Raw genomic sequence first — 26609 nt, 5'->3', positions numbered from 1 at the left:
GGGTCAAGTCAGTCCTTCGACGCCACGCGGGCGAAATGGGCCGCATGCTCTGCGGCGAGGGATTCGGAGATCTCGGCGGAGAGCTGGAGCGCGTCGGTCTCGGACGGCCCGCTGCCGGCGAAGGCATAGAGGGCGATCACGAACAGCACGCCAAGGATTTGGAAGATCGGCTTCATGGGGTTGCCTCCAGGGATTCGCGAGTGACGACGGGTGCGTCGACCAGGTGCTCGAACGTGATGGAGCCGCGCTTCACGGCCACGTCGGCGCGAGGCACCGACCAGTTGCGCCAGCGCGTCTCGCCCTGAGGGCGCACGAACGCTTGGCGGCGCGTGCCCTTTGTGCGGAAGCAGACCTCCACGGCTTGGGCGGCGCTCATGCGGTAGCTCCGAAGCGAGCTAGCACGGCGGCACGCTCGCTGTCGCGCAGCTCGTCGGCCCCGATCAAGCCCGCGTTGTGCGCGTTGCGCGCACAGATGGCCTTCTGCTGGAAGCTCATCTGCTTGTGCGCGATGTAGAGCAACTGCCCGGCAATGCGCAACTCGGTGACTAGCTCCACGGGGCCGGCGGTCGCCCGCGCTTGCGCTGCCCTGACTCCCGCGTCATAGCCCAGGCGGAAGCTGCGAAAGTCGTTCGGCCGCCCGGCGTCCACCCATGCCGTCGACACTGCGTCGGCAGCCGCGAAGACCTGCTCAAGGGGAGGGTGGCGCGGCGGCGCCTTCTTCGCCGCGGTCACGATGCGCGCCCCTCCAGCCGCTCGACGCCAGCCACCGGATAGCCGAGCTTCTTGAACGCCTTGCGCTGCGCGTCTTCCGCACCATCAGCCTTCAAGTCGACGAAGGGCAGGACACCGGTCTCCATCGCAACGGGCCAGCCATCACGATCGAGGGGCGAATAGAAACAGCGGTAGCGCTTTCCCGCGGCCACTGGTGCGCAGCGTACCGCTGCGAAGTTGGGGGCGCCAAAGGTCACGACTGGACCTCCAGCGAGAGTTCATCGCCAGCCAGGCATGCGGCCACGACTTGCTGAGCGTCTTCGCCTTCGAGGATCTCGGCCTCGCACGACTCGACGAAGAGCCGGGTATCCAGGGAAAGCAGGGAGTCCATCTTCATCTCCGTTTGCTGCGGTGTGCAGCGCGTGGGATGAATTACATCAAACGGTGTTTAAAGTGTCAACATCATTTGATGTATTGACTGGGGATTTTTTGTAACATCCACTCGGCGGTGAGGGTCGGGTGGCCTTGGGCTTCGGCGCACGCACTAGAGCGCAGGGCTCAAGAAGCGCCCATGAAAAAGCCGCCTCTAGGGCGGCTTGGTTCGGAGTGGGCGCTCAGGAGGCGAGCGCCACCGATTGCTCGAGGAGTTGTGCCAAAGCGGTTGGCTCGTACACCACGGTCTTCTCTGTGAAATAACCCGCGCGTTCGAAATGCTTCCTTCCTACCGCCGCTTGGCTTTCCGCGATAGCCAGCACGGCCCCGGAGCGCTTTTCAAGGCGGTATTCCATCTGGATAAGCTCTGCCTCCATTAAACGGGCTGATGTAGTCGCGATTACGACGATCAGAGGCCGTTGGAGATTCAAGACGTGGTCGGCTTTAAGCCCCCCCATGATCGGTAGTTCGACATCGGAATCCACCGAGACATGCAGACTTTCGGCAACCTCTTTCACTAACTGGCTGACACGTTCCTTGAAGTCATTCGTTTGCCGTTCAGCACGGGCGGTCGCGATGGCATAGAGCTGTTGAGCTGCTTCTGCCACCCGGAAGATATACGGCACGACCAGACGCTCATCGTCGGTGTACGTGGAGAGCGTTTCGTATTCGTCGAAGGCTACAGGGGATGCGACAGAAAGGTCTTCGGCCCAACGCAAAACGGCCCCCGATTCGAGATCGCCTCCGTTCATGCTCGCGTAGAACGCCGCTTCGCCGTTCTCATCCAATCGCATCCCGTCGCCTTGAGGGCGGAGTCGCACCACAACACGATCACCGCTGCCCGTGTACTCTAGAGGCGTGACGACCCGCTGCACACCGTTCTCGTCCGGGTGCACTTCAAACAGCGAGCAGATCGCGTGTTTTATGTCGAGGGCGACGTCCATATGTCCAGTTGACTTCCGGCACTTTTGCTTCTGAGGGTTACCCCACAGCTCGCGCAGAGGAGCGCAACAAGTCGTGCGAGATCGTCGGATTTTCTAGGGTCAAGCTGCGTAGTCTTCAAGGCTAACTCGGGAGCTCCAGGGAGCATTCGGTTAGTGTAGTCAATGTCAGTCCTGCAAGGGGTCTTGCAGTGGAAGCCTTTGTGGCTGGGATGCCAGTGGAATTCGAACAAGGGGGTGAGGCTCCCGGTGGGCAGCCGTTCGAAGAGATGGGCGTAGAAGTGGGTATCCGTCAGAAGATCCCCGTCCTTCATGATGAACACCAAGACGTGATGATCGGAGACGTTGAGCAGACCACTCGAGCTCAGTCGACTTCCGCCCATCTTTGCGAATGGCTTTGGGAGTTTGCCCTTCTTTAGCGGTTTGAAGACGGGCATTTCGTCAAGGGTCTTCAAGGCTCTCTTGTGCTCGCGAAGCTGATAGGGAGTCATGTTGTAGCTTGCCAATCTCGTTCTCTTCGGTCGGTTCACCGTCTCGGCCAACTCGTCTCCTGACGCCACAGGAAGGCGCCGAACAACTACTCCTGGGTGGTATCTACCAAATACCCCCTCAGGGTGGTACGGCCTACGTCAGCCACTCTTCCACCAGGCCAGCACCCGCCCGAGCGCGTACAGCAGGGCGCCCAGCATCGCGGCGCCCGTCCACCAGTAGTCGCCGGTCCCGATGCGCGCGACCACGGAGACAATGAGCAGCAGCACGCCGACGAGCTGCAGGGCCTTGAAGGGCTTCGGCGTCTTTTCCATGCGACGCCTAGCTGCGCCTGTCTTCCAGAACCCGGAAGGTGATGCTGTCGCCCGACGCTTGATCGATCGACATCTTCAGGTTCCGGAACGTGACGGTCGGTGAGTTTCGCGGGTAGGTGAGGTTCTGAAAGAACGCCACGCGCGCGAGGCCTTCAGGGCTGAACTCTCGATAGGTGAGGTTTATGGCGCTATCCGTGACGCCTGTGAAAAGCAGTTCATAGTTCACGAAGCCCCTGTTGGTGTTGACCTTCGTCTTGGGCTGGCGAACAAGCGTCGCGTCAGGTGGCGAAATCTGTAGCGTGTAGATCACTAAGACGTGGTCGCCGTTCCTGCCCGGACCGACAACAATTCGCGGAAGGAGCTTCCCGTCATCGCCGAGCAGGGCGGCTTGATAGCCCGCCGGGTTCGCTTGGTTTGCGACTACTTGGTAGTCTTTGCCGTCGATTGCGATGCGCCCCTTTACCTGGTAGCTCTGTCCTTGCTGGAACGCAACGTTCACCGGGCCACCTGTCATCATGAATGACTTGTTGGGTGTCGCCGACGGCTCTTCGAAACGATCCTCCCAGTAGTCCTGCACCTTGACCATGGGATCGCCCACGTTGACGGTGAGGGGCTTGCCGACCTCATAGTTTTTCTTGAGCACATGTTGATTGCCGACATGCCGCTCGCCTTCTGGGCGCATCGGTAGCGCACACGCAGTCAAGGCCGTGGCTACGGCCAAGATCATCAATGCCTTCATTCCCTCACTCCTCGCGGCAGCGCCGCCCAGTTCTCTTCTTGTGCTTCGATCAGAGCTCGACGCCAGTCCACACGGCGCGGCCGATCACCTCGAAATCTTCGGGCCGACTGTAGACCACGTTCTTTGGTTTGAAGTCCGAGTTTTCCGCAGTAGCGATGATCCCGGCGCCCTCTAGTTTGCTAAGCCTTTTGATCATCAGCTCACCTTCGACCCGGAACGCGAAAAAGTCCCCATTGAGGTTCTCACGATCGGCGCTGTTGATCAGTACGACGGCGCCGGGGAGGATCTTCGGATAGTTGCTCTCGCCCTCAGCGTCGACCACCACGGCTTTGCCAGGGGGTATGCCGAGCTTCCTGAGAAAGTCTGCGCGAAACGAGAGTGGAGGGCGCTCATCCTCGTAATAGACGACTTGTCCGGTGCCGTTGGAGAACTTCACATCCACCCGCCGCACCTCCACAAAAGCCGAGTCAGTCGCCCCAAGACCGTCGAGCTCGCCCGGAGCCAGGTCCGGCACTGCACTTTCTATGTCACGGGCGATGGCCGCTCCAAATGAGCCCTTCCCGTTCAGAAGGTCGCTGACCTTGTTGACCGGCTTGCCAACGGCCTTGCTGATAGCCGTGGTTGCCCAGCGTCCGTTTTCCGCCTGCCAGCCTTTGTTCCTGCAGTAGTCGCGGAACGCCTCGCGCCGGACATCGGAGAGGGGATCGGGTTTTGCTGCCATACCCGCATTTCACTGCTCGGTGTACATCAAATGATGTTGACACGAAGAACACCGAATGATGTAATAACGCGCATGGACCTCAAAACCTTCTTCTTTTCGCTGGAGCCCGAGGGCCGTGAGGCCTTCGCTTCCAAGTGCGGGACTACGCGCGGGCACATGCAGAACGTGGCCTACGGGTACAGAGAGCCCTCGACCGAATTGGCTGTGGCCATCGAGCGCGAATCCGAGCACGTCGTGCGTCGACAAGACATGTTCCCTGAGACGTTTGCCGCCAAGTGGCCCGAGCTCGCAGAAGCAAGGGCGGCCTGACCAATGGACGGCGAAATCATTCCGTTGGGGCTCGTCCGCGAGCAAGCCGCGAAAGCAGCCCAGCGCCAGGACTGCCCGCACGTCACCAGCCCGTGGCCGATCGGCACTGCTGCCGGCCAGATGTTCGTGCAGGAGTTCCACGCTGCCCGCGCCTTGCAGAGGGCCCGAGAACAGCAAGGGAAGGGGGCCTGAGCCATGGAGACGATTCCGGTCTGGCTCGGCGCCGTGATTCTGCTGATCGGCGCTGCGGCGCTCTCGGGCGGTTTCCTCGCGCTCCTCGACTACGACCCCGCACCGAAGCGCGATCACCTTCGCACCTGCACTGCAAGCCGCGGATGCAAGAACGCATGCCGCGTGAAGCGCACCTGCAGCACTCCCTCGGCGACGTGCATTGCCATGCGTGACGACACCACCAGCACAGACCGCTCGCCGTCTTCGGCGTTGGCGGACATCTGCGTATGCGACGACTCGTGCAAGCAAGTGCCGTGCACGAAGGCGAGGGGCTCGACGGCCTCGAATAGTTCTGAGTTCTTCTCTTCCATGGCCGTGAGTGTCCCTGCGCAGGGGCTTGCTGGTCACATCCATAGCCAACAAGGAGACACGCTGCTATGAACCTCATCGACGCATCGCGGCACTTAGCCAGGCGCTTCCAGGGCGGCATCGAAGCCGTGGCAATGCGCTTCGGCAAGTCGCCGAGTACTGTCCGCCACGAGTTTGCCGGCTCCGACGCCTACAAGCTCGGCCTGCAGGATGCCGAGCTTCTCACGCAATGGGCCATCGAGCAGAAGGTCTCAGACCCGCTGCAGATCCTCAACGCTTTCGCGTCCAACTGCGGCGCGATGGTTCTGCCGCTGCCCGGCATGTACCAGACCGGCGGCGCCACGCTGCATGACCTCTCGGCCGCGGCTATCGAGTTCGCGCAATTCGTCTCGGTTGCAGCGAAAGCTACCGAGGACGGCAGGGTGTCGGTGAACGAGCTGCGCGACGTGGATCGCGAACTGTCCGAGTTGATCGGCTGCGCTCAGCGCGTGCGCACCACGCTCGCCGAGATCCACGAAGCCGGCAAGCCGGCGCACCTGAAGGTGGCGTGATGCGCAAGCGCTGGACCGACGACGAGATCGACTGGCTGCGGCTGTGCTATCCGTGCATGTCCACGGCGAAGGTTGCCGCGACCATCGGTAGGACGGTCGGGCAGTGCTACCAGAAGGCAGCAGCTCTCGGACTTTCCAAAACGCGCGAGTACCTCGCATCCGAGGACGCATGCCGATTGAGCGGAAGCCGCCGCACCGCAGCTATGACGGCTACGCAGTTCAGGTCCGGGCATGCGCCATGGAACAAGGGCAGCAACTACACGGCCGGCGGTCGATCTTCGGAGACCCGATTCAAGCCTGGGCGCTCGGCCGTCGAGGCACACAACTATCAGCCCATCGGCACGTTGCGCGTGAACGCCGACGGCTGCCTCGAGCGCAAGACGACCGACGACCCCGCAATCCTCCCGGCTCGGCGCTGGGTCGCAGTTCACCGCCTGGTCTGGATCGCGGCGAACGGCCTGGTTCCTGCCGGCCACGTCGTTGCCTTCAAGGCGGGTCGGCGCTCGGTCGTGCCGGACGAAATCACTCTGGACGCTGTGGAGCTCGTTTCCCGCGTCGACCTGATGAAGCGCAACACCGTGCATGCCCGCTACCCCAAGGAAGTTGCGCAGCTCATCCAACTGAAAGGCGCCATCAAGCGCCAGCTCAACCGTCTCTCAAAGGAAGCTCAATGACCAACCACATCAGCACGGTGCGCAAGCACCTCCTCGACACCCTGGCAGACCTCCGCAACAAGGAGACGCCGATGGACATCGACCGCGCACGCGCCGTTGCCGATGTGGCGAACGTGATCGTCAACACCGCAAAGGTTGAGGTCGACTATCTGAAGGCGACGAACCAGACGCATACGCCCTTTCTGGAGGTGTCGCCGGACGAACAGTTCCGCACGATCAGCGCCGACGATGCCACTTTGCCGAACGGCATCAGCAGCATCACCCGTCACCGCCTGGCAGGTTGAATCATGACCAGCGTCTACGTGCGCACAGAGGTCGAGGTCGATCTTTCCGAGATCGACACCGAAGACCTCGCCCGCGAGCTCGATTCCCGCGCCGTCGATTCCATTCGCGCCGATAGCGCTCAAGACATCACCGAAATGTTCTACGCCTTTCATCTCGGAAAACCTGAGCGCGCGATGGAGTTGGCCCGAAAGATCGCCCAGGACGTGACCGGAAGGACGCTCGCATGACCAAGCAAGACCGCTCAGCAAGACCGCTCAGCAAGACCGCTCAGCTGATCGCCGATCGAAAGGCGCGGCGCGAGCTGCGCGAAGCGAAGAAGGCGTCGGATGTCTCTCGTCTCGAGGCGGCCCGCGCCAAGGCCGCGACGTTCTCGAAGGGCATGCCCGCAGACTTCCCCGAGTGGGGCGTGGTGCGCACTCGCGCCTATGTGCAGTTGCTGGAGATCATCCAGTCGAAGGCCGGGAACGTCACCATGACGCCTGACCTTCTCGAGGGTTATCTGGCGGAACTGGCCCGGGCGTCTTCGTGGTCGCTCGAGTACTGCCACCACCTCTCAATGTTGCACGCGCGTGCCGTCGACATCTCGGCGCCTGCACTGGAGGCTGCATGACCCCCTCTCTCACCGACGCCATGGTCGCGGACATGGACGAGGTGGCTGGCTCGATGGTCGCTTCCGCTCGTTCGCTGGGGCTCGCATCCGCGGAAGGTGCCCTGCGTGCAGCAGAGCAAGACGATCCCCTGTTCGGGGCTCGTGCATTCGCGTTCATCGTCAACCACGTCCGCGCAAAAGGCCAAGTGCCCGGCGAAAGCGTGACTCTCGCCGCGACCGCCGCGGGCATCCGCTCGCGCAAAGGAGACCGCGCCTTCGGCGCCATCTACGCAAAGGCGCTGCGCAACAACTTCATCCGCGTGGTCGGCTACTGCCCGCGCGTGCGCGGTCATGGCACATCGGGCGGGAAGCTCTACGCGCCTGGCACCAACACCGACCCGGTGGAATTTCCCAACTGATCTCACACCAGAAAGCGAGACATGACAGCAACTGCCGAAATCGAACTGACCCCGGGCAACGTGAAGGCCGCCATGCGAGCGGTCGAGGCGAAATCCTCCGACCTCTGGAAGGTCAAGCCACAGAACATCCGCGTCATCGAGAACTTCAACGTCCGCACCGAGGACGCTGAATACCTCGAGCATGTCGCCACCATCAAGCAATCGATCATCGAGAACGGCTTCCGCCAGGACAAGCCGCTCGCCGGCTTCGTTGCGAAGGAAGGCGAGGGCGACATCATCTGCCTGACGGACGGCCACACGCGCCTGCGTGCCGCCCTGGAGGCCATCGCCGACGGCCATCCCATCGAGTTCCTGCCTGTGATCGTCTCGCCGGCCGGAACGAGCATGGCTGACCTGTGCGTCGGCCTCGTCACCAGCAACAGCGGCAAGCAACTGCGCCCGCATGAAGTCGCCGCCGTCTGCAAGCGCCTCATCGGCTACGGCCTCGACGAGAGCGAGATCGCCCGGCGCCTCGGCAAGTCCAAGCCCTACATCGTCGACCTGCTCGTGCTGGCCGGCGCGAGCCGCCGCGTAACCTCCATGGTGGAGACGGGCCAGGTCAGCGCCGCCAACGCCGTGAAGGTGCTCAAGAAGCACGGCGCCGAGGCCGCCAAGGTGCTCGAGAAGACGCTGGACACCGCCAAGGGCAACGGCAAGGCCAAGGTCACCACCGCCACGCTGAAGCCCAAGCGTGACCTCGTGGCCGATGGCGCAGCCTGGATCAGCGCCAACTTCGTGACTGGCGATGTCGGCCCGCTTGTGGGCCTCCTGTCCCACCTGACCGGCGCCCCGCATGCAGACATCGCCAGCCGTCTCAACCTCCAACCCGCAGCCTGAGGACGACATGGCCGGAATGGATTGGTTTCGCTGGCACCACGGGTCTGTGACAGATCCGAAGTTCCAGCTCGTCGCCAAGCGCTCAGGCGCCAGCGTGGCCGAGGTCATCGCAGTCTGGGCATGCCTGCTGGAGGCCGCCAGCACCGCCGAGGAGCGCGGAACAGCAGGCACGCCGGACTACGAGGCCATCGAGCTCTCGCTTGGCCTTGCAGACGGCCTCATGCCCAAGATCGTGGATGCCATGCATGCGCGTGATCTGCTCGACGGCACCGACTGCCGCATTGCTGCATGGGAGAAACGCCAGCCGAAGCGCGAGCGGCCCGACGACAACAGCACCGAACGAGTCAAGGCGTTACGTCAGAAGCAACGCCATGAAACGCCAAGCAACGCCACGGAACGCCAGGAAACGCCTAGAGGAGAGGAGAGGAGAGAAGAGGAGACATCCTCACTTCGTTCGGATGGTGCGAGCGCGGGCGAGATTTGCAAAGCGATGCGGGAGACCGGGTTGGCTGACGTGAGCCCATCGCACCCAAAGCTCATCAACCTGATCGCCGCGGGCATGACGAAGGCCGAGCTTGTCGACGCTGCGTCCGAGGCCGTGAAGCGCCAGAAGCCCTTCGCCTATGCCCTGTCGACGGCAGAGGGGCGACGACGGGATGCGGCTGTCGAAGCGCTGCCATCGGCCGAGAAGCCAGTCGACCCGGACTCGCAGCCAGCCGTCGAGGCGGAGGGCATTCGGCTCGGCCTCGGCAAGTGGTCGGGCACCGAGCAGTGGCCCGCGTACAAGGCTCGGGTCCGCGCCAAGCAGCAGGCCGAGCACATGGCGCCGGCGGGGGTGCACTGATGGCCTCGACCCTCGTCAGCACCGTCTGGATCGAGATCCTCCGCGCCCAGCGCCCCGTCACGTATGCCTACCTCGCCGGCCAACTTCGCGAGCTGTCGCACAACCAGCGGGCACCAGCCCTGAACGTCGCCCATCGGCTCGGCTATCTCGTGCGCACCGGAAAGAGCCGCGCCTACGAGTACTCCATCACCCCTCATTGCACTGTCCCGCCTGGCGTGGAAGTGCGCGAAATCCTCGAAGCCACCGCATGACCACAACCGAACTGCCGGCAGCCCTGCGCCGGATTGAACTGACCGACGCGCAACGCACCCAAGTACTCGCCGCCATCCGTGAGAGATGCGTGGAGGAGGGCAATTGCCTGCTCTGGACCGGAGCGCACTCGCGCGGCCAAGGTTCCAACCGCCCACAACCAGCCATCTGGATCGGCGGCAAGACCAAGCCCTTGCGCCGCCTCGCATACGTCGCCTACGGCAAGGAGTTGGTCGCTCACTTCCGTGTCTCCACCACCTGCGGCAACGACAGTTGCCTCTGCGAAGAACACCTGAAGCGCAAGACGCATTCCGAGTCGCTGCGCGGTCAAAAGCGGAGCGCACTGACCAGCGCCAAGATCGCGCTTGCCAAGCAAGCACAAAGCCCGCTCGACTGGGACAAGGTGCATTCGATCCGGGGCTCGGACCTCACGGACCGTCAATTGGCGGCGATCCACGGCGTCAACCGAGAAACCATCAGCAAGATCCGCAACTACGGCGCATGGCGCGAAGTCGGCGGCGTCTTCTCGGGGCTTGGAGCGAGGGCATGAGCGATGACGCCCGAGCAACACCTGGCGCACCTGAAGGTGCTCATTGCCCCGCCGTACACGAACGGATGGTGGGAGTACGTGAAGGGGCTTGCGGAGGATCTTGCGATGGCGGAAAGCGCCTATGCCAGCTTCCCGAGCCTGCTCCGTGCCGAGTGGGAACGCATCAGAGCCGAGGCGGTCGCCTCTCGTCCGCAGAGCGCAGCGCCGTCGAAGCCAGCGTCGACCGCGCCATCGCGCAATGTTTCACGCGAAACGAGGGATGCCCGTATCCGTTCGGCGGTCTCGAAGAGCGGCACTGGACCGCGTGTTTTGTCCTGAAAGGTGGTCGCCTGAAATGAAGTACCTCAACAAGCGGACGGCCGTGAACGGCGTCACTTTCGACAGCAAGCGCGAGGCCGAGCGCTGGAGCCACCTTCGCATGCTTGAGCGTGCGGGCCACATTTCGGAGCTGCGCCGCCAGGTGTCCTTCGAGCTCGTGCCTCCGGTCAAATTCGAAGGCGCCGCGAAGAGAAAGCCGGCGCTCCGCTTCATCGCTGACTTCGAATACATCGAGAACGGGGCTCGAGTGGTGGAGGACGTGAAGAGCGTTGTCACGGCCAAGCTCCCGGCCTTCCAGATGAAGCGCCACCTCATGAAACACCTGCACGGCATCGACGTGCGAATCACCACCTGAAGGAGACACAAATGCTCAATGACGAAAAGCGCGGTGTCGAGGAAGCCTATACCTCGGCCTCGACCAGTTCCAACCTCCGAGTTAAGGCCGACCGCCCCAGTGACGCGGACGTCATCATCGCCGCGGGGTGGAGCCAGAGTCGCATCGGCGGTGCGCTGTTGCGGCTGCACACCGAGTGGGACGGTAGCGAGAAACCTCGTATGTTGACATTCGAGCACTTCCTTTCGGGTCTACGAATCGGCGCTACGAAAGAGCGACGTTTGAGCGCTCACGCTCTAGCGCATCAGCACAACCTGCATCAGACTGGCCTGCTTCTTGGCAAGCTGAAAACGCTGCCTGACGTCCGTACCCAGGTAGCCCTACAACTGCTGCGCTGGAACGTCGAGGATGCTGAGGCGAAGGCTATTCAAATCGTCCGCTGGTGGCTGGCGCAAACGTGCCACGTATGCAACGGAACCAAGTTCCAAGTTGTGGAGGGCACGAATCGACATAGCGGAAGAGTCTGTGGCGCCTGTGGTGGCACTGGGCGTCGCGAGATCCCACATGGGCAAGTTGGTCGCAAATGCGCGAACTGGATGGACCAGTGCGTGGAGAGGGCAAGGGCGTCGATAGGACGCCGACTGCATTCGAATTTTGTATGACTAGCCCGCAGGGACGTCGAGATTTTCGAATGTGAATCCCACGCGGATCAGCCATGCGAGGAAAACTCGCCCGTCCGTGGTTATATTCACGGCATTCCGGTTGTACGCAATCAGTCCGCAATCTGTTAGCGCGTCAATGGTGCTCCGCAGATTGAAGGAGGGATCACCCACAATGAGTGAGCCTCCCTCACGATTGCGATATAAAAATGCGAACTCGTTTGCGGTGAAGAGTTTTCCAGAGATCCTGGCTGCAATTTCAGTTAAGAGGCCAGGCAGCTTCTGATACTCGGGCATCCATGGCCACGCTACCGGCATTCCAGAGAACGTCACGCGAAGCTGGTCAGACGGCCCGTCGCTCTGCACTATTCGCTGCTCACGAAGTCCAAGAAATGCGGCTCTCTGCTTTGCGGAAAGTGAGAAGAAGTCCGACACGTTGGCTAGCTCTGGCGAAGGAACGATTGGAGCATGTTCCGTTTCTTCAGCTTCGGTAGCCTGATATGGAGCTGGAGACGCAACTGGCGTAGGTTGTGGATCTTCCTCAGCCGGTTTCATGTCGGAGATCACCTTGAGGAGTTCCGATCTTTCGACATCCCAGGACTTACGCTCTTGCGCGAGTCTAGACAGCAAACGATCGCGTTCCTCCTCGGAGATAGGCGCTCTACCGGACGCCGCCAGAAGTGCTGCCTTGGTCTTGCTGGACTGATCTTCATGGTGCGTGGCGACCTGTCGTAGGAGCGGTGGCAGCCCATAGATCCATGTCAAAGCAAATGCGCTCGGCAAGAAGTAGCCGTGAAGGAGCCAAGCCCACCAATGGACCATCAGCTTTGTGTCGATAAAGTCGATCTTTGCACGCCACCCACCCTCACCATCGCCGATCAGAACCAGCACGACGCGGAAGTTCCAGATCAACCAAGCGATTGCGAATGCGCTAACGAAGGGGTTGCTGAGCCGATCACGTACTGTCTTGAGCAGTGATCCGATAAAGTCTTTTGCGTCGTCCATGCGAGAACGTTCTCCTCCGATTGAGATATTGGCATTGGACACTATTTGGTGGATAATTCTCACCGAGACCGCGCAGCCTGCTGAGGCTGCTGCCCTCAACTCTCCGCCTAACACCTGCCGCCGCTTCGGCGCCGGCCGCCACTCTTGACGGGGAAGGTGTCTCCAGAATCCAGCCGCCCTGCAGAAATGCTCGGCGGCTTCTTCGTTTCCGCGTTCGAGTAGCTCAACTGGCAGAGCACCGTCCTCCAAAGTCGGGGGTTGTGGGTTCGACTCCTACCTCGTTCGCCATTCGTTCGCCCGCCGGTCCTCGCTGCACACAGCATTCAAGCCGCAGATCGCGTCCGTGCGGGCGACAGTTGTCTCCGGGTAGCAAGGCAGTTGCCACCCTTTGCCCGCCTCGTGCGGGCGCTTTTATTCGTGAGGTGAGCATGGGTCTCCCAGTGCCGTACATGCGCCGGCCTAGCCCCATCAGCGGCGGGCCGTGCCACTGCACCCAGTGCGGCGCACCCCATGAGGCTCACGCTTCGGTGTGCGGCTACTGCTTGTCGCCTCGTTTGGATCTGGGTTCGCCCGACCTGATCGAGGTGACATCGCTGAGTGACAGCGTTCGGTGCTTCGTTCCGACGATGCAGGACGAGTACTTCAGGCGATGAGCCTCGCAACATTGAAGCCCAGGCTGGCAACAGCCAAGACGCACAGCACGCCAGTGCTTGAGGCCAAAGCAGGCACGACGCCTCGCATCCGCGGCCGAGCCTGGATGGAGACACGCGAGCGCGTGGCTCTAGCCCATGGCTACCGCTGTGCTGGCTGCGGCTGCGTGTGGGTGCCCAGCAGGGATCAGATCGACCACAAGATCGGGCTCGAGCTGGGCGGCAGCAATGAGGACTGGAACCTCCAGCCCTTGTGCCTGCCCTGCCACGAGAAGAAGTCGGCAGCCGAGCAGTCGGACCGGTTCGGCAAGGGGAGGGGTGGGTGAAAAGTCTGAAGCCCTTCGGCACTGGAAACCGGGCGCTTCCTCACGCAGACAAAAAATAGCCCTGGAGGGTTTTGTTAATGGTTCTCACGGGAAAAAAGAAGGCCTTCGCAGAGGCCGTGTTGAAGGGTTTCTCCAATAAGGAAGCCGCGATCAGGGCGGGGTACAGCGCCGCGACTGCGTCGGCCGCCGGGTCCCGACTTGTTAAAGATCTGCGGGTCGTTTCGTACCTCATTGCCGCCAAGGAAAAGCCCGCCGCGGCCATGTCGACGGGCGTCGAGGCTCCGAAATTCGGCCTCTCCGCTGCGCTCCAGTATTCGGACCCCAAGGCCTTCCTGCTGGCGGCGATCAACGATTTGGACATCGAGCCGAAGGAGCGGATCAATGCGGCCAAGGCGCTTTTGCCGCTGTTTCACGGGAAGGTGGCGGATGGCGGGAAGAAGGGCGACCAACGCTCGGCCGCCGAGAAGGCCGCTGGCGGTAAGTTCGCCCCCGCCGCACCACCGCTGAAATTGGTCGGTAGGCGCTGATGGCTGAATGGTCGACTGCCTGCCCAGACTGGGCGGATCGACTGCGCGCGGGCAAGTCCATCATCCCGCCGCCGATCTTCCCAGACGAGGCGGCCCGTGGCCTGGCTGTGATGCGCGAGCTGAAGATTGTGGACGCGCCGGGCAGCCCGGCCATCGGCGATGCGTGCGCGCCCTGGGTGTTCGACCTGGCGGCGTCCATCTACGGCGCCTATGACTCGCGCCCTGGATCGGAGACGGAAGGGCGCAGGCTGATCACCGAATGGTTCGTCTGCCTGCCAAAGAAGAATTCGAAGTCGACCATCGCCGCGGCGGTGATGCTGACGGCGCAGATCCTGAACTGGCGGCAGTCGGCCGAGTTCATCATCCTGGCTCCCACGGTGGAAATCGCGAACAACAGTTTCGCGCCGGCGCGGGACATGTGCCAGAAGGACGAAGAGCTCGACGAGCTCATGCAGGTACAGACGCACATCAAGACGATCACGCACCGCACGAGTGGTGCGAATCTCAAGGTGGTGGCAGCGGACAGCAACACGGTCGGCGGCAAGAAAGCCGTCGGCATCCTGATTGACGAGGCGTGGCTGTTCGGTAAGGTCGCCAATGCGGAGAACATGCTGCGTGAGGCCACCGGTGGCCTGGCATCGCGGCCCGAAGGCTTCATCATCTGGCTGACCACCCAGTCGGACGATCCGCCGGCCGGGGTCTTCAAGCAGAAGCTGCAGTACGCGCGAGACGTGCGCGACGGCAAGATCATCGACCCGAGATTCGTGCCGGTGATCTACGAGTTCCCGCAGGACATGCTGGACGCGAAGGAGCACCTGGACCCCGCGAATTTCCACATGGTCAACCCGAACATGGACTACTCGGTCGACCGGGAGTTCTTGGAGCGGGAATTCGGCAAGGCGCAGAACGCTGGCGAGCAGTCGATGCGAGGGTTTCTGGCGAAGCATCTCAACGTTGAGATCGGCATGAACCTGCGCTCCGACCGCTGGGCCGGCGCTGATTTCTGGGAGCGGCAGGGAACCGAGCGCGGACTGACCCTCGATTCGCTGCTCGAGCGCTGCGAAGTGGTCGACGTGGGCATCGACGGCGGCGGCCTGGACGACTTGCTGGGCCTGGCAGTGGTCGGGCGCGAGCGCGACACCAGGCGCTGGCTGGTTTGGACCCATGCGTGGGCGCATGCGTCGGTGCTCGAGCGCCGCAAGGAGATCGCGCCGCGGCTGCACGACTTTGCAAAGCAGCACGACGTGACGCTGGTCAAGGAGATCGGCGACGACGTGTTCGAGGTGGCCGAGATCGTCGCTCGGTGCGAGGCCTCCGGTCTGCTGGACGAGGTCGGATGTGACCCCGCCGGGTTGGGCGGCATCCTGGACGCGATGGTCGAAGCCGATGTCCCGCAGGAGAAGGTCATCGGCATCCGGCAGGGCTGGTCGATGACCGGCGCCATCAAGACGACAGAGCGAAAACTCGCTGAAGGCGCCCTGGTGCATGGCAACCAAGACCTGATGGCGTTCTGCGTCGGCAACGCAAAGGTCGAGCCGCGCGGCAACGCCATTCTGATCACGAAGCAGGCATCGGGTACGGCAAAGATTGACCCGCTGCTGGCACTTTTCAACGCAGTGACCCTGATGTCGCTGAACCCTGAGGGGATGGGCTCTATGGACGATTGGCTGAGCAGTCCCGTGAAGGGCGGTCGCACATGAAGAAACCGGGCGCCATGACGCGCGTGCGCGCTGCGATCGACGGGTTCGTGCGTTCCTTCTCCCTGCGCGACAAGGATCTGTACATCGATCGTGCGATGGCGAGCGAGTCGGGGGTAGAGGTCACACCGAAATCGGTGATGCAACTGGATGCGGTCTGGAGCTGCGTGCGGTTGATCTCCGAGACGATCGCCACGTTGCCCCTGGGAATGAACGAGCGCACGACGTCGGGCAAGCGGCCTGCGCCGCAGCACCGGTTGCACTTCGTCATCCACGATCAGCCGAATGCGGATTCGACGGCATCCATCTTTTGGGAGGCCATGGTCGCCTCGATGTTGCTGCGCGGCGCCGGCCGCGCCGAGAAGATGTACGTCGGCCCGCAGTTGGTCGGCCTGTCCTTCCTCGACCCCAACAAGCTGGTCTGCAATCGAGACCAGAACGGGCGAAAGCGTTTCCAGTACCCGCGGCCGAATGGCGAGATGCGAGAGATTCCCGAATCGCGAATCTGGACGATCCCCGGCTTCACGCTCGACGGCGTCAACGGCGTGTCGGTGATCAGCTACGGCGCCAAGGTGTTCGGCTCGGCCATCGCCGCTGACAAGGCGGCTGCACAGACCTTCAAGAACGGGCTGCTTCAGACCATCTACTACAAGATGACGAACTTCCTCAAGCCCGACCAACGGGCGGAGTTCAAGAAGAATCTGGCCGGCTCGATCGAGCGCGGCGAGGCGCCGCTCCTGGAGGGTGGAACGGATGCCGGAACGCTCGGCATCAAGCCGTCGGATGCGCAGTTGCTCGAATCGCGCGCCTTCTCGGTGGAGTCGATCTGCCGCTGGTTCCGCGTGCCGCCTTGGATGGTCGGCCACACCGAGAAATCCAGCAGTTGGGGCACCGGGATCGAGCAGCAGATGATCGGCTTCCTGACGTTCACGCTGGGGCCTTGGCTGCGCCGCATCGAACAGGCGATCAGCAAGGATCTCCTCACACCCGCGGACCGCGTCCGCTATTACCCGAAGTTCGCCGTCGAGGGGCTGCTGCGCGCCGATAGCGCCGGCCGGGCCGCCTTCTACGCTGCGATGGTGAACAACGGCATCTTGACCCGCGACGAGATCCGCGAGCTCGAGGACCGCGAGCCGATGGGCGGCAATGCCGCGGTGCTTACGGTGCAGTCGGCCATGACCACTCTCGACGCTCTCGGCACTGCGACCGACGCAAACCAGGCGCGGGCTTCTATCCGCGCGTTCCTCGGCATCGACGCCGAACCCTTGAAGGGCTGACCCATGAGCAAGAAAACACTACCGGGTGCGCCGGAGGGGCGCCCCTGCGCCGGCATTACCAGCCAACTGCATGCGCGTGCGCTGGACCGCTGGCACGCAGGTGTGCAGGCCGCCGACAAGGATGCCGACCGCACGATCAGCGTCTACGACGTAATCGGGTACGACTACTGGACCGGCGAGGGCGTCACCGCGAAGCGAATCGCGGGTGCGCTCCGGGCCATGGGTGCTGGCCCGGTCACGGTCAACGTCAACTCGCCGGGCGGCGATATGTTCGAAGGCCTTGCGATCTACAACCTGCTGCGCGAGCACGACGGCGAGGTGACCGTGAAGGTGCTCGGTCTCGCGGCCTCGGCTGCATCGGTGATCGCCATGGCCGGCGATACGGTGCAGGTGGCCCGCGCCGGCTTCCTGATGATCCACAACGCCTGGGTCATGGCGATCGGCAACCGGAACGACCTGATCGAGATCGCAGACACGCTGAAGCCGTTCGACGACGCGATGGCAAGCATCTACGCCGCGCGCACCGGGCAGGACATGAAGGCGATGGCGAAGCTCATGGACGCTGAAACGTGGATCGGCGGTCAGTCCGCGATCGACGACGGTTTCGCCGACGACTTCCTGCCGTCCGACCAGGTCAAGAAGGGTGATGGCAAGGCCAGCGCTTCTGCGGTGCGCCGCATCGAAGCTGGCCTGCGTGCCAGCGGCATGCCCAAGTCCGAGGCCCTGCGCCTCATCAGCGAATTCAAGTCCGGCGTGGGTGATCCCGCCGGCGGCGGTGAGGGCGATCCCACCGAACACGTCCGGGGCGATCCGGCCGTCTATGTCCTCTCGGCCCTCAAAGGCTTTTCTCTCTCCTGAACCACCCCCTGAAAGGTACTGTCATGCAACGCAAATTCATCGCGATCTTCGCGATCGCCCTCTGCGCCGTTTCCATCGGCGCCCAGGCCATGGGCTTCGATGTCCCGGCCGCTGTGCACTCGCTCCTGCTGGCTCATCCCGACGCCGCCTTGGCGCTGGCCGGACTCGCTTTCATCGGCGACACGCAGAACTTCAACCCGACCGAAATCAAGGCCGCGCTCGACAAGATCAGCGGCGAGGTCAAGGCCGCGGGCGAGAAGGCCCTGGCTGAAGCGCAGAACGCCGGCAAGCTCTCGGGCGAAACCAAAGCCGAAGTCGACAAACTGCTGGTGAAGCAGGGTGAGCTTCAGGCAAATCTGCAGACCACTCAGCAGGCCCTGGCCAAGCTGGAGGCCAATGGCGCTGGCGGCGACGTGCAGCACCAAACCCTCGGACAGCAGTTCGTCAACAGCGAAGACGTGAAGGCCTTCCTCGGGAAAACCACGCCTCGCGGTCGCGTCGACATGACGGTCAAGGCCGCGATCACCTCCCTCGCGACCGACGCCGACGGATCGGCGGGCGACCTGGTGCAAACCACCCGTGTTCCGGGCGTGCTGGCGCTGCCGCAGCGTCGCATGACGGTGCGAGACCTGATCACGCCCGGCACCATGGACGGGAACGCCCTCGAGTACGTGAAGGAAACCGGCTTCACGAACAGCGCTGGCATGGTCGCGGAAGGCGCGAAGAAGCCCGAGTCGACGATGAAGTTCGATCTGGTGAGCACGACTGCCAAGGTCATCGCTCACTTTGTGAAGGCTTCGCGTCAGATCCTGAGCGACGCCTCGCAGCTCCAGAGCCTGATCGACCAGCGTCTGCGCTATGGCCTGGCCTACAAGGAAGAGCAGCAGTTGCTCAACGGCGATGGCACGGGCCAGAACCTGCTGGGCATCATCCCCCAGGCCACCGCCTACGCCGCGCCGTTCGATCCGGCTGGCACCGAGACCGGCATCGACATGATCCGCCTTGCGCTTCTGCAGGCCGAGCTCGCCGAGTACCCGTCCAGCGGCATTGTCATGAACCCCATCGACTGGGCGCGCATCGAACTGCTGAAGGACACCACCGGCCGGTATCTGATCGGCAACCCGCAGGGCACGATCGGCGCCACGCTGTGGAATCGCCCGGTGGTGACCACGCAAGCAATCGAGGTCGACAAGTTCCTGGCCGGCGCGTTCCGCCTCGGTGCTCAGGTGTTCGACCGCTGGCAGGCGCGCGTCGAGGTCGCGACCGAGAACGAAGACGACTTCGTGAAGAACATGGTCACGATCCTGGCAGAAGAGCGCCTGGCGCTGGCCGTGTATCGCCCCGAAGCGTTCATCTACGGCGACTTCGGCAACGTGACCTGATCACGGTCATCCCGCAATCAAGGGCCCGGTCCGCCGGGCCCTTTTCATTGAAGGAGAACACCATGCGAATCAAGTTCAAGGCACCCGACCCCCGCGCCGGCACCATCGTGCAGATGGACAGCAGCCGCGGCCAGTTCTTCGTCGACAACGGTTCGGCAGTGAAGGTGAAGGACGACGACAGCGACGAGGCCCCGCCCGCGTCCACTCCGGCGCCCACGCCTGCGCCCGTCAGCGATCCGGTGACAGCCCCCGCCGCCAAGACCACGGCCAAGGCCAAGAAGTGACCATCGTTTCCCTGCCCACCGCCAAGGCGCACCTGCGCCTAGAGTCGGACTACCCCGACGAGCAGGTGCAGGGCAAGCTCGACGCGGCCGAGAGTTCGGCCGCCCAATTCCTGAACCGCGGCATCTATGCAGACGCCGCGGCGCTCGAGACCGCTGTCGCCGGTGTGCCCGCTGCGCTCGTCGCTGCCGGCGTGGCGTATCGGGAAGCGCTCACCGCGGCGGGCCTGATCGAAGACGCCGCCGCACGCTGCGCGGCCGAGGGCTACGCCCTGCGCGTCTACCGCGCCGCCCAGACGACGGCGAGCGAGACCTACGCCGGAATCGTCCTGAACCCGCAGATCGAGGCCGCGATCCTGCTGACTCTGGGGCACCTGTTCGAGAACCGCCAGGACGTGCAGCAGGGCGCAGTGCAGCAGCTTCCCATCGGCGCGGAGCAGCTCCTGTTCCCGTTTCGCGTGGGCCTGGGGGTCTGATGCGCATCGGCACGCTGAACCGTGAGGTCAAGCTGCAGCGCCTGGTGGAGACGCAAGACCCGGACACCGGCGCGACCGAGAAGACCTGGCAGGACGTGGCGACGGTCTGGGCGAACGTGCGCTACCTGAATGGCGTGGAGACGCTGAAGGCCGATACGACGATCAGCGCTGCGAAGGCGTCGATCCGTATCCGCTTCCGCGAAGACGTGGTGGCGAAGTGGCGCGTGGTCTACGCGCTGACCAATTTCAACATCCTGGCCGTGCTGCCCGACGCGCAGGGCCGGGAGTACGTCGATCTGGCGTGCGACACGGGAGCGAACGAAGGATGACCAACCGCATGAAGACCATGTCCGGGCAGGGCGCAGACCTCCGCGACCTCCTGATGACCGAGCTCAACATCCCTCGTTCCTCGAAGTGGTTCGAGGTGCGCTTCGGCGTGGGCGAATGCGTCACGGTGCGCTGCGAGTTCTTCGCCGAGGAGCGGCCGGATGCTGGGCCGGCCGACGGCGAGGACGGCCCCGAATTGCACGTCCCTGACCACGGCGGTCTGAATGGCTGACAGCCGCTCCCTGCGCGGCCTCGACGACGTGCTTGCCAAGCTGCGCGCGCTGCCGCCCGAGATCGCCAGCAAGCGCGGCGGCCCAGTGAAGGCTGCGCTGCGCAAGGGCGGCGTCGTGATCCAGAAGGAGGCGCAGGCGAACGTCCGTCGCGTCACGCAGAACACCGAAGAAGCCGGCTACGCGAGCACCAAGACCCTCGAAAAGGCCATCGTAGTTCGGCGTGACCCAAATCCGCAGCGCAGCGGGGCGAACGAGCGCTACCGGGTGCTGATCAGTCGCAAGAAGTACGAAGGCCGCGACACCAAGGCCGTCGCCACTGGCCGGTATCTGGAGATCGGTACCGAGCATCAGAAGGCTGAGCCCTGGATGACGCCGGCCTACATGAGCGCGCGCGAGAAGGCGCTGTCGACCGTCGAGGAAGAATTGATCAAGGGCGTGAACCGCGCCATCGCCAAGGTTTCGAAAGGGGTGCGCTGATGCTTCCCCTGGTTTTCCCTCTGCTGAAGAACGCTGCAGCCGTCACCGCCTTGATCGGCTCGAACCCCGTGCGGGCGTACCGCCATGGCCGAGCGCCGCAGGACGTGGTCGCCCCTTACGTCACATGGAGCGCGCCAGGCGGCACCGCAGAGAACAATTTCCAAGGCGCCGACGCTGACTTCTTCCGAGTGCAGGTCGATTGCTGGTCTGACGGCGACACCCAGATCGAGACGCTGGCGAACGCCGTTCGCGCCGCGCTCGAGCCGGCAGCCCACCTTGTTGCCTACCTTGCCGACGAGCAGGACGAGACCACCAAGCGTTACCGCATCAGCTTTGCCTTCGACTTCATTAAGCCGCGCTGAGCGGACCGTTTTCAACCACCAGGCCGCCGTTGAGCGGCCTTTTTTTTCGACCAAAGAAAGGCCATCACCATGGGCACCGTCATCAAAAGCCAAGGCACCGATCTCTACTGGGCATCCGGCCCGACCGCCGTCACTCGCGCGGTCTGCATCACCGGCATCTCCGGCCTCGGTGGGGCTCGTGACCAGATCGAATCGACCTGCCTCGACAACACCGTCGACAAGACCTTCGTGGCCGGCCTGGGCAATCCGGGGCAGGTGCAAGTGACCTTCAACATCCACAAGGACGAGCTCAGCCACGCTGCGCTCCTGGCGTTGAAGGACACCGGCGCCGAGGTGTCGTGGGGTATCTACAGCTCCGACGCAGCCACGGCCCCGACCGCAGTCGGCTCGGCTGTGCAGCCCGTCGCAGCCCGCGCCTCGGCCATCTTCAAGGGCTACGTGGCCGACATCAACATCGAAATCCAAGGCAACGACATCTGGAAGGGAACCATCACCATTCAGCGCAGCGGCGCCGTCGCCTTCAAGCTCACCACCGTATGAGCAAGTTCGACGCCTTTCTCGTATCTGCCGAGATCCAAGAGCGCGAGGTGGAGCTCTCGGACGGCAGCAAGCACCTGCTGCACTTCCGTGAGCTGCCGGTGGTCGAGTACCGCAAGTTCCAGATCGCCGAGCAGTCGGCCGATCCGGACGTTCGGTCCGGCAGCATGGCGAAGCTCATAGCGGCCAGCGTGTGCGAGCCGGACGGGTCGCCCGCGCTGACCTACGAGCAGGCCCTGCAGCTCAAGCCTGGCCCGTGCAATGCCCTGTTCTCCGCAATCCTGTCCTTGAACGGGGTCGGCGAAAAGGGAAAAGCATCGCCGCCAGGGGCGAAGAGTGGTTCTGGTACGAACTAGCTCTCGCCCTTGGCGGCAGATCGGTGGCCGAGTGGAAGGCCTGCATCACGCCTTCGGAGTTCGACGGCTGGTGCGCGAAGTACCGCAGTGAACCGTTCGACGACTACCACCGCTTTCACAGGCCCGCCGCGCTGATCTCCACGTCGCTGTCGGGCGGCGACCAAGACGCGATGCAAAGAAAGCTGGACTGGCTCCAGCCTCCTCCTGATACCGGGCGCACGAGCGCTGACCTAGACCTGTTCAAGGCCGCGGGCGTCACACCACCGAGAAAATCAGAATGACCATTGGCAGCATCGTTGTCGACTTGCTGGCGCGGACGGGTTCGTTTGAAACGGACATGAACCGATCCGCCAAGCTGGCCGAGAAGCGCGCGAAAGAGATCGACGCCGCTGTCACCGCTGCTGGCGCTGCGGTGGGCGTCGCACTTGCAGCCGTTGGTATCGCAACTGCCGCGCTTGTCAGTCGGACCGTGGAGACGCTGGCGAGCTTCAAGGACCTGTCCGACAAGGTAGGTGATACCGCCGAGCAGATCGCGACTCTTCAGACGGCCCTCACCCTGTCCGGGACTGGCGTCGACACCTTCGCCGCCGCTTCGATCAAGCTGACGGCAGCGCTCGCCAAGACGGACGACGAGTCCAAGGCCGTGGGAACGGCCTTGGCGGACATCGGCCTTGAGTTCGAGGCATTCAAGAAGCTGACCCCCGTGCAGCAGATCGATGCTGTTGCCACGGCGTTGGCTGGGTTCTCGGACGGTGCGGACAAGACGGCGACGGCCGTCGCGCTCTTCGGGAAGTCGGGCGCGGAGTTGATCCCGTTTCTGAATGACCTCGCTGAAGGCGGTGAGCGTCAGGTGCGAGTCACTCAGGAACAGATCGAAGCAGCCGACGAATTCACCAAGGGGTTCGCGCGGCTGCGCGCCGAGTTCGACGCATTCGTCCAGACCCAGACCGCGGGTCTCATCCCCGCGCTCACTCAGGTGCAGCAACTGCTCGCCGACCTGGCGAAGAACCAGGCGACCGTCGACACGATCACCGCCACTCTGAACGGAACGGTACAGGCCGCGACCGTGGTGTTCCAAACCCTTGCCGTCGTCGCCAGCGACGTGGGCTTCGTCTTCCTCGGGGTCGGTCGCGAGATCGGGGCCATCATCGCCCAATTGGATGCGCTGGTCCGAATGGACTTCAGCGGATTCACTGCCATCAGCGAGGCCGTGAAGGAAGACGGCAAGCGCGCCCGCGCTGAACTCGATGCGTTCCAGGCGCGGGTCATGGCGATCGGCCGGCCCGAGTACTCCGACGATGAAACGCAGCGGCTCGCCGCTCGTGCGCGTGCAAACGCCGAGGTGGCAAGGCCGCGGATCAGCGTGACTCCCGCGCCAGGAAAGGGCGCTGGCAAGAAGGACAACAGCGCTGCGCAGGAGGCAAAAGCTCAGCTGGCTCTGGACCTTGAAGACATCAAGAAGGCTACCGCCGCTCTGACGAGCGCCTTCGACAACCGCGAGAAGATCCTGTCCGCACAGCGTTCGGCCAGCCTTGTTGGTGAAGCCGAATACTTCGAGGAGCGCCGGAAACTCCAGGTCGAAGGCGACCAGATCGAGCAAGAGGGCTTGCAACGGAGCATCGACCGCCTGCAGAAAGAGCAGGGGGCGTTGTCTGGAAAGGAGGCGATCGAGAACCAGCGCAAGCTCAACGACGCCATCGCCGACTTGGTTAAGGCTCGCGCTGACGCGGCAACCAATCTGAGAGTGCTGGACATTCAGGCCGCCGACTCCGCGACCAAGATCGCCAGGGCCTTTGCCGACGCTCGAGACGCTGCACAGTCGTTCCTCGACGTTACCAACAAGGCCCGAGAGCTCGAAGTCATGGGCATGGGGCAGGGCGGGAAGTCCCGGGACCTCGCCGCGGCGCTCAACCAGATCGAGCAAACCTACGACCAAAAGCGGCAAGACCTCGAGAGGGACAACCGCAACGGCAAGTTCGCTGGGCGCCAGGCCGATTACGAACGCGAGCTCGCGCTGATACAGGAGTTTCAGAGGAAGTCGATCGACAGCTACAAGGAGTACTACGCACAGATCGAACTGCGCCAGCAGTCATTCACGCTCGGCGCCTCCGAGGCGGCGCGCAACTACTTCGACGAGTCGAAGAACGTCTTCAAGCAGACCGAAGAGGCGGTGTCGAGCGCGTTCGCTGGAATGGAAGAGGCCCTGGTCAACTTCGTGAAGACTGGCAAGCTGGACTTCAAGGGGCTGGTCGACTCGATCATCAGCGACATCGCGCGCATCGTCATCAAGCAGCAGATCACGGGGCCGCTCGCTGGCTTCTTGAGCAGTGCTCTTGGCGGCCTGGGAGGCACCGGTGGCGGCGGCTTCGGCACGGGCGCTGCGTTCGGCAATCAGGACTTCGGTGGCTTCTTCGCCGCCGGTGGATCTCCTCCTGTCGGCAAAGTGTCCATCGTGGGCGAGCGGGGCCCGGAGCTTTTTGTGCCCAACACAGCCGGCCGGATCGTGCCGAATCATGAACTTGCTGGCGGCGCTGGCGGTGGCACAACCAACAACTATTTCACGGTCGGCGACGTGGCGAGCATGGCCGAGGTCAAGAAGGTGGTGGCGGCTTCGCAAGCGCAGACCGCTGGCCGCCTGGGTCGAAGCCGCACGTATGGGGGCGCATTCTCGTGACTGTCATTGCCTTGCCCGCTGGCTTTTGCCCGAACTCATTCAGTCTGAGCCTGCTAACTACACAGCGCGAATTCGCGTCCCCGTTTGGTGGAAGCGAGCAAGTCGTCGACCTCATGCAAGACCGCTGGCTTCTGTCGCTGTCGCTCCCTAACCGTGCCCATGCGGGCGCGGCGGCGATCGAGGCATTCATTGCCGCGCTTCGCGGGAAGACGAACACCGTCAACATCTACCACTGGGTGCGCAAGCAGCCGCGCGGGACGATGAGGGGAACTCCGACCTCGCAGGCTGCGCCGATTGGCGGAGCGGCACTGTTTCTCAACACGACCGCCGGCGCGACCCTTCTCGCCGGGGACATGATCGGCGTGGGGGGCTTGCTCTTGCAGGTTCAGAATGACTGCGTGGCGAGCGGGGCAGGCGTGCTCGGTGTGCCGCTGGTGAATCGTCTTCGGAAGGCTATCGTCGCGGGCTCTTCCGTGACGTGGGACAAGCCCACGGCGACGTTTCGCCTCGCATCGCCATCTGCGGTGCAGTACATCCCCGGCTATGCGCCAGAAGTGGCATTGGACTTCGTGGAGGCGGTGCCATGAAGTCGCTGTTGCCCGCAGCCGTTGCCGCGCTGAGCGACCAAGTCCTGCGGATCGTTCAACTGGTTCACCTGCAGTTCCCCGGCGTGCCGGTGGCGCTGAACTCATCGGCCGGGGATCTCGTCTACGGAGGTGTGACGTACAGGGGGGCTGCTGGCCTCGGAAGCGTCGCTCCGATCGAGGATTCTCCCGGAGAGATCAAGGGGCTGCAGTTCGCAATGTCTGGTGTGCCGTCCGACTACCTGGCTCTGGCGATGGACGATTCATCCATCGTCCAAGGCTCGCCAGTGGTCATTCGGCTGGCAATCGTCGGCGAGTTTGGCGCGGTACTGGATGCTCCGATCGACTGGAGCGGAAAGCTCGACACGATGAGCATTGAAGAAGACGGCGACACCTGCACGATCGCCGTCACTGCGGAAAGCTCGGCGGTCGATCTGCTTCGCGGCACGCCGCTCACCTACAGCAACGTCGACCAGCAGTCTCTCTACCCCGGTGATCGCGCGTTTGAGTACGTCCTGTCGCAAGCGAACAAGCCCATCGTATGGGCCGGCAAGCAGTGGCTTCTGGCGCTGGGGGGACGATGAGGCTCAGAGACTGGCAAGAGCGCTTCGCTGCGTTCGTGAAGGCACGCGCGAGCAAGCCCTTTGTCTGGGGCTCGAACGACTGCTGCACGTTCGCTGCCGGCGCCGTGGAAGCGGTGACCGGGCGCAACCCCATGGCGTCGATCCCGGCATACGACGGCGAGCTCGGCGCGGCTCGATTGATCAAGGAGGGTGGGGGGCTGCACGCACTCGCGACAGATCTCCTTGGGGCCCCAGTGCCGCCGCTGATGGCCGGTGTGGGTGATGTGGTCCTGCTGATCAATGAAGGCCGGGAGATGCTCGGCGTCTGCAATGGCACCAGTGCACTGGCTCCCGGAGCGGATGGCTCCGCTGTGCTCCCGATGAACGCGGCAAGCGCCGCTTGGAAGATCTGATGCCACAAGCAATCCTTGCAGTGATCGGCGGCGTAGGAGGCGCGGCAGCCGTGAGTACCG

Annotated in this window: 45 protein-coding genes; 34 read left to right on the top strand and 11 right to left on the bottom strand. The window is 63.4% G+C overall.

Annotation, left to right across the window (positions count from 1 at the left end):
• Positions 1-8 precede the first annotated feature (8 nt).
• The 9 genes from AC3A6G_RS03525 to AC3A6G_RS03485 form a co-directional block, all read right to left on the bottom strand.
• Positions 9-176 carry a hypothetical protein gene (locus tag AC3A6G_RS03525; protein ID WP_487873087.1) on the bottom strand — a complete coding sequence of 56 codons (168 nt, stop codon included), beginning with the start codon at positions 174-176 and terminating at the stop codon, positions 9-11.
• A complete protein-coding gene (locus AC3A6G_RS03520; protein ID WP_487873086.1) occupies positions 173-376 on the bottom strand; it encodes a hypothetical protein in 204 nt (67 codons plus the stop codon). The genes AC3A6G_RS03525 and AC3A6G_RS03520 overlap by 4 nt, the downstream gene beginning before the upstream one ends.
• A complete protein-coding gene (locus tag AC3A6G_RS03515) occupies positions 373-732 on the bottom strand; it encodes a hypothetical protein (protein WP_487873085.1) in 360 nt (119 codons plus the stop codon). Before AC3A6G_RS03515 ends, AC3A6G_RS03520 begins: the two co-directional genes overlap by 4 nt.
• The gene (locus AC3A6G_RS03510; protein WP_487873084.1) at positions 729-968 is read right to left on the bottom strand and encodes a hypothetical protein; all 240 of its coding nucleotides are present in this window, start codon (positions 966-968) and stop codon (positions 729-731) included. The genes AC3A6G_RS03515 and AC3A6G_RS03510 overlap by 4 nt, the downstream gene beginning before the upstream one ends.
• Positions 965-1102 (bottom strand): hypothetical protein, encoded by a 138-nt coding sequence (locus tag AC3A6G_RS03505; RefSeq protein WP_487873083.1) that lies wholly within the window; start codon positions 1100-1102, stop codon positions 965-967. Before AC3A6G_RS03505 ends, AC3A6G_RS03510 begins: the two co-directional genes overlap by 4 nt.
• Before the next feature lie 223 nt (positions 1103-1325).
• Positions 1326-2087: a hypothetical protein gene (locus AC3A6G_RS03500; RefSeq protein WP_487873082.1), complete on the bottom strand. Its 762-nt coding sequence runs from the start codon at positions 2085-2087 to the stop codon at positions 1326-1328.
• Between the two features lie 626 nt (positions 2088-2713).
• On the bottom strand, positions 2714-2887 hold the full coding sequence (locus AC3A6G_RS03495; RefSeq protein ID WP_487873081.1) for a hypothetical protein: 174 nt from the start codon (positions 2885-2887) through the stop codon (positions 2714-2716).
• A gap of 7 nt (positions 2888-2894) precedes the next feature.
• Complete coding sequence (locus AC3A6G_RS03490) at positions 2895-3626, bottom strand: hypothetical protein (RefSeq protein WP_487873080.1); 732 nt, start codon at positions 3624-3626, stop codon at positions 2895-2897.
• 49 nt (positions 3627-3675) lie between these two features.
• Positions 3676-4347 (bottom strand): S24 family peptidase, encoded by a 672-nt coding sequence (locus tag AC3A6G_RS03485; RefSeq protein ID WP_487873079.1) that lies wholly within the window; start codon positions 4345-4347, stop codon positions 3676-3678.
• A gap of 72 nt (positions 4348-4419) precedes the next feature.
• Here AC3A6G_RS03485 and AC3A6G_RS03480 point away from each other — a divergent pair, with 72 nt between their 5' ends.
• Both AC3A6G_RS03480 and AC3A6G_RS03475 read left to right on the top strand, forming a co-directional pair.
• Positions 4420-4656, top strand: coding sequence for a hypothetical protein (locus AC3A6G_RS03480; protein WP_487873078.1), 237 nt, complete (start codon positions 4420-4422; stop codon positions 4654-4656).
• A gap of 3 nt (positions 4657-4659) precedes the next feature.
• Complete coding sequence (locus AC3A6G_RS03475; protein ID WP_487873077.1) at positions 4660-4848, top strand: hypothetical protein; 189 nt, start codon at positions 4660-4662, stop codon at positions 4846-4848.
• 113 nt (positions 4849-4961) lie between these two features.
• Here the strand turns inward: AC3A6G_RS03475 and AC3A6G_RS03470 are convergent, their stop codons facing one another.
• Positions 4962-5198 carry a hypothetical protein gene (locus tag AC3A6G_RS03470; protein WP_487873076.1) on the bottom strand — a complete coding sequence of 79 codons (237 nt, stop codon included), beginning with the start codon at positions 5196-5198 and terminating at the stop codon, positions 4962-4964.
• 66 nt (positions 5199-5264) lie between these two features.
• Between AC3A6G_RS03470 and AC3A6G_RS03465 the strand changes: the two genes are divergently transcribed.
• The 13 genes from AC3A6G_RS03465 to AC3A6G_RS03405 are packed head-to-tail and all read left to right on the top strand — an operon-like array spanning position 5265 to position 11547.
• The gene (locus AC3A6G_RS03465) at positions 5265-5747 is read left to right on the top strand and encodes a phage regulatory CII family protein (RefSeq protein WP_487873075.1); all 483 of its coding nucleotides are present in this window, start codon (positions 5265-5267) and stop codon (positions 5745-5747) included.
• Complete coding sequence (locus tag AC3A6G_RS03460) at positions 5747-6421, top strand: HNH endonuclease (protein ID WP_487873074.1); 675 nt, start codon at positions 5747-5749, stop codon at positions 6419-6421. Before AC3A6G_RS03465 ends, AC3A6G_RS03460 begins: the two co-directional genes overlap by 1 nt.
• The gene (locus tag AC3A6G_RS03455; protein WP_487873073.1) at positions 6418-6705 is read left to right on the top strand and encodes a hypothetical protein; all 288 of its coding nucleotides are present in this window, start codon (positions 6418-6420) and stop codon (positions 6703-6705) included. Before AC3A6G_RS03460 ends, AC3A6G_RS03455 begins: the two co-directional genes overlap by 4 nt.
• A 3-nt stretch (positions 6706-6708) precedes the next feature.
• Complete coding sequence (locus AC3A6G_RS03450) at positions 6709-6933, top strand: hypothetical protein (protein ID WP_487873072.1); 225 nt, start codon at positions 6709-6711, stop codon at positions 6931-6933.
• A complete protein-coding gene (locus AC3A6G_RS03445; RefSeq protein ID WP_487873071.1) occupies positions 6930-7316 on the top strand; it encodes a hypothetical protein in 387 nt (128 codons plus the stop codon). The genes AC3A6G_RS03450 and AC3A6G_RS03445 overlap by 4 nt, the downstream gene beginning before the upstream one ends.
• The gene (locus tag AC3A6G_RS03440; RefSeq protein ID WP_487873070.1) at positions 7313-7714 is read left to right on the top strand and encodes a hypothetical protein; all 402 of its coding nucleotides are present in this window, start codon (positions 7313-7315) and stop codon (positions 7712-7714) included. The genes AC3A6G_RS03445 and AC3A6G_RS03440 overlap by 4 nt, the downstream gene beginning before the upstream one ends.
• Before the next feature lie 21 nt (positions 7715-7735).
• Positions 7736-8590 (top strand): ParB/RepB/Spo0J family partition protein, encoded by an 855-nt coding sequence (locus AC3A6G_RS03435; RefSeq protein ID WP_487873069.1) that lies wholly within the window; start codon positions 7736-7738, stop codon positions 8588-8590.
• Positions 8547-9434: a hypothetical protein gene (locus tag AC3A6G_RS03430; protein WP_487873068.1), complete on the top strand. Its 888-nt coding sequence runs from the start codon at positions 8547-8549 to the stop codon at positions 9432-9434. The genes AC3A6G_RS03435 and AC3A6G_RS03430 overlap by 44 nt, the downstream gene beginning before the upstream one ends.
• A complete protein-coding gene (locus tag AC3A6G_RS03425; RefSeq protein ID WP_487873067.1) occupies positions 9434-9685 on the top strand; it encodes a hypothetical protein in 252 nt (83 codons plus the stop codon). The genes AC3A6G_RS03430 and AC3A6G_RS03425 overlap by 1 nt, the downstream gene beginning before the upstream one ends.
• Complete coding sequence (locus tag AC3A6G_RS03420; RefSeq protein ID WP_487873066.1) at positions 9682-10233, top strand: hypothetical protein; 552 nt, start codon at positions 9682-9684, stop codon at positions 10231-10233. The genes AC3A6G_RS03425 and AC3A6G_RS03420 overlap by 4 nt, the downstream gene beginning before the upstream one ends.
• A gap of 3 nt (positions 10234-10236) precedes the next feature.
• Complete coding sequence (locus AC3A6G_RS03415; protein WP_487873065.1) at positions 10237-10551, top strand: hypothetical protein; 315 nt, start codon at positions 10237-10239, stop codon at positions 10549-10551.
• 16 nt (positions 10552-10567) lie between these two features.
• A complete protein-coding gene (locus AC3A6G_RS03410; protein ID WP_487873064.1) occupies positions 10568-10906 on the top strand; it encodes a DUF1064 domain-containing protein in 339 nt (112 codons plus the stop codon).
• 11 nt (positions 10907-10917) lie between these two features.
• Positions 10918-11547 carry a hypothetical protein gene (locus AC3A6G_RS03405; protein WP_487873063.1) on the top strand — a complete coding sequence of 210 codons (630 nt, stop codon included), beginning with the start codon at positions 10918-10920 and terminating at the stop codon, positions 11545-11547.
• Here the strand turns inward: AC3A6G_RS03405 and AC3A6G_RS03400 are convergent, their stop codons facing one another.
• A complete protein-coding gene (locus AC3A6G_RS03400; protein WP_487873062.1) occupies positions 11548-12549 on the bottom strand; it encodes a hypothetical protein in 1002 nt (333 codons plus the stop codon). It abuts the gene before it with no gap.
• Positions 12550-13324: 775 nt separating this feature from the next.
• Between AC3A6G_RS03400 and AC3A6G_RS03395 the strand changes: the two genes are divergently transcribed.
• The 19 genes from AC3A6G_RS03395 (at position 13325) to AC3A6G_RS03305 (ending at position 26549) form a co-directional block, all read left to right on the top strand.
• On the top strand, positions 13325-13525 hold the full coding sequence (locus AC3A6G_RS03395) for an HNH endonuclease signature motif containing protein (protein WP_487873061.1): 201 nt from the start codon (positions 13325-13327) through the stop codon (positions 13523-13525).
• A 77-nt stretch (positions 13526-13602) separates the two neighbouring features.
• Entirely contained in the window at positions 13603-14052 is a 450-nt protein-coding gene (locus AC3A6G_RS03390; RefSeq protein ID WP_487873060.1) for a terminase small subunit, read from the top strand.
• Positions 14052-15752 carry a terminase large subunit gene (locus AC3A6G_RS03385; protein ID WP_487873059.1) on the top strand — a complete coding sequence of 567 codons (1701 nt, stop codon included), beginning with the start codon at positions 14052-14054 and terminating at the stop codon, positions 15750-15752. The genes AC3A6G_RS03390 and AC3A6G_RS03385 overlap by 1 nt, the downstream gene beginning before the upstream one ends.
• Positions 15749-17026 (top strand): phage portal protein, encoded by a 1278-nt coding sequence (locus tag AC3A6G_RS03380; protein ID WP_487873058.1) that lies wholly within the window; start codon positions 15749-15751, stop codon positions 17024-17026. The genes AC3A6G_RS03385 and AC3A6G_RS03380 overlap by 4 nt, the downstream gene beginning before the upstream one ends.
• 3 nt (positions 17027-17029) lie before the next feature.
• A complete protein-coding gene (locus tag AC3A6G_RS03375) occupies positions 17030-17884 on the top strand; it encodes a head maturation protease, ClpP-related (RefSeq protein WP_487873057.1) in 855 nt (284 codons plus the stop codon).
• Between the two features lie 89 nt (positions 17885-17973).
• The gene (locus AC3A6G_RS03370; protein WP_487873056.1) at positions 17974-19266 is read left to right on the top strand and encodes a phage major capsid protein; all 1293 of its coding nucleotides are present in this window, start codon (positions 17974-17976) and stop codon (positions 19264-19266) included.
• A 62-nt stretch (positions 19267-19328) separates the two neighbouring features.
• Positions 19329-19550, top strand: a complete 222-nt coding sequence (locus AC3A6G_RS03365) for a hypothetical protein (protein ID WP_487873055.1) — start codon at positions 19329-19331, stop codon at positions 19548-19550.
• Positions 19547-20023 carry a head-tail connector protein gene (locus tag AC3A6G_RS03360; RefSeq protein WP_487873054.1) on the top strand — a complete coding sequence of 159 codons (477 nt, stop codon included), beginning with the start codon at positions 19547-19549 and terminating at the stop codon, positions 20021-20023. The genes AC3A6G_RS03365 and AC3A6G_RS03360 overlap by 4 nt, the downstream gene beginning before the upstream one ends.
• On the top strand, positions 20023-20352 hold the full coding sequence (locus AC3A6G_RS03355; RefSeq protein WP_487873053.1) for a phage head closure protein: 330 nt from the start codon (positions 20023-20025) through the stop codon (positions 20350-20352). Before AC3A6G_RS03360 ends, AC3A6G_RS03355 begins: the two co-directional genes overlap by 1 nt.
• A gap of 8 nt (positions 20353-20360) precedes the next feature.
• Entirely contained in the window at positions 20361-20582 is a 222-nt protein-coding gene (locus AC3A6G_RS03350; protein ID WP_487873052.1) for a hypothetical protein, read from the top strand.
• A complete protein-coding gene (locus AC3A6G_RS03345; protein ID WP_487873051.1) occupies positions 20575-21060 on the top strand; it encodes an HK97-gp10 family putative phage morphogenesis protein in 486 nt (161 codons plus the stop codon). The genes AC3A6G_RS03350 and AC3A6G_RS03345 overlap by 8 nt, the downstream gene beginning before the upstream one ends.
• On the top strand, positions 21060-21422 hold the full coding sequence (locus AC3A6G_RS03340) for a DUF3168 domain-containing protein (protein WP_487873050.1): 363 nt from the start codon (positions 21060-21062) through the stop codon (positions 21420-21422). The genes AC3A6G_RS03345 and AC3A6G_RS03340 overlap by 1 nt, the downstream gene beginning before the upstream one ends.
• Positions 21423-21491: 69 nt before the next feature.
• Complete coding sequence (locus AC3A6G_RS03335; protein ID WP_487873049.1) at positions 21492-21962, top strand: phage tail tube protein; 471 nt, start codon at positions 21492-21494, stop codon at positions 21960-21962.
• Complete coding sequence (locus tag AC3A6G_RS03330; RefSeq protein ID WP_487873048.1) at positions 21959-22315, top strand: hypothetical protein; 357 nt, start codon at positions 21959-21961, stop codon at positions 22313-22315. The genes AC3A6G_RS03335 and AC3A6G_RS03330 overlap by 4 nt, the downstream gene beginning before the upstream one ends.
• Before the next feature lie 23 nt (positions 22316-22338).
• Complete coding sequence (locus AC3A6G_RS03325; RefSeq protein ID WP_487873047.1) at positions 22339-22596, top strand: hypothetical protein; 258 nt, start codon at positions 22339-22341, stop codon at positions 22594-22596.
• Positions 22593-24989, top strand: a complete 2397-nt coding sequence (locus tag AC3A6G_RS03320; RefSeq protein ID WP_487873046.1) for a phage tail tape measure protein — start codon at positions 22593-22595, stop codon at positions 24987-24989. Before AC3A6G_RS03325 ends, AC3A6G_RS03320 begins: the two co-directional genes overlap by 4 nt.
• Before the next feature lie 113 nt (positions 24990-25102).
• On the top strand, positions 25103-25576 hold the full coding sequence (locus tag AC3A6G_RS03315) for a hypothetical protein (protein WP_487873045.1): 474 nt from the start codon (positions 25103-25105) through the stop codon (positions 25574-25576).
• A complete protein-coding gene (locus tag AC3A6G_RS03310; protein WP_487873044.1) occupies positions 25573-26157 on the top strand; it encodes a hypothetical protein in 585 nt (194 codons plus the stop codon). The genes AC3A6G_RS03315 and AC3A6G_RS03310 overlap by 4 nt, the downstream gene beginning before the upstream one ends.
• Positions 26154-26549, top strand: a complete 396-nt coding sequence (locus tag AC3A6G_RS03305) for a DUF6950 family protein (RefSeq protein WP_487873043.1) — start codon at positions 26154-26156, stop codon at positions 26547-26549. The genes AC3A6G_RS03310 and AC3A6G_RS03305 overlap by 4 nt, the downstream gene beginning before the upstream one ends.
• Positions 26550-26609: the final 60 nt, after the last annotated feature.

The organism is Variovorax sp. Soil_C_26 (assembly GCF_057657075.1).
Note: the sequence above shows the minus strand (reverse complement) of the source record. Positions and strands in the feature narration are given on the sequence as shown.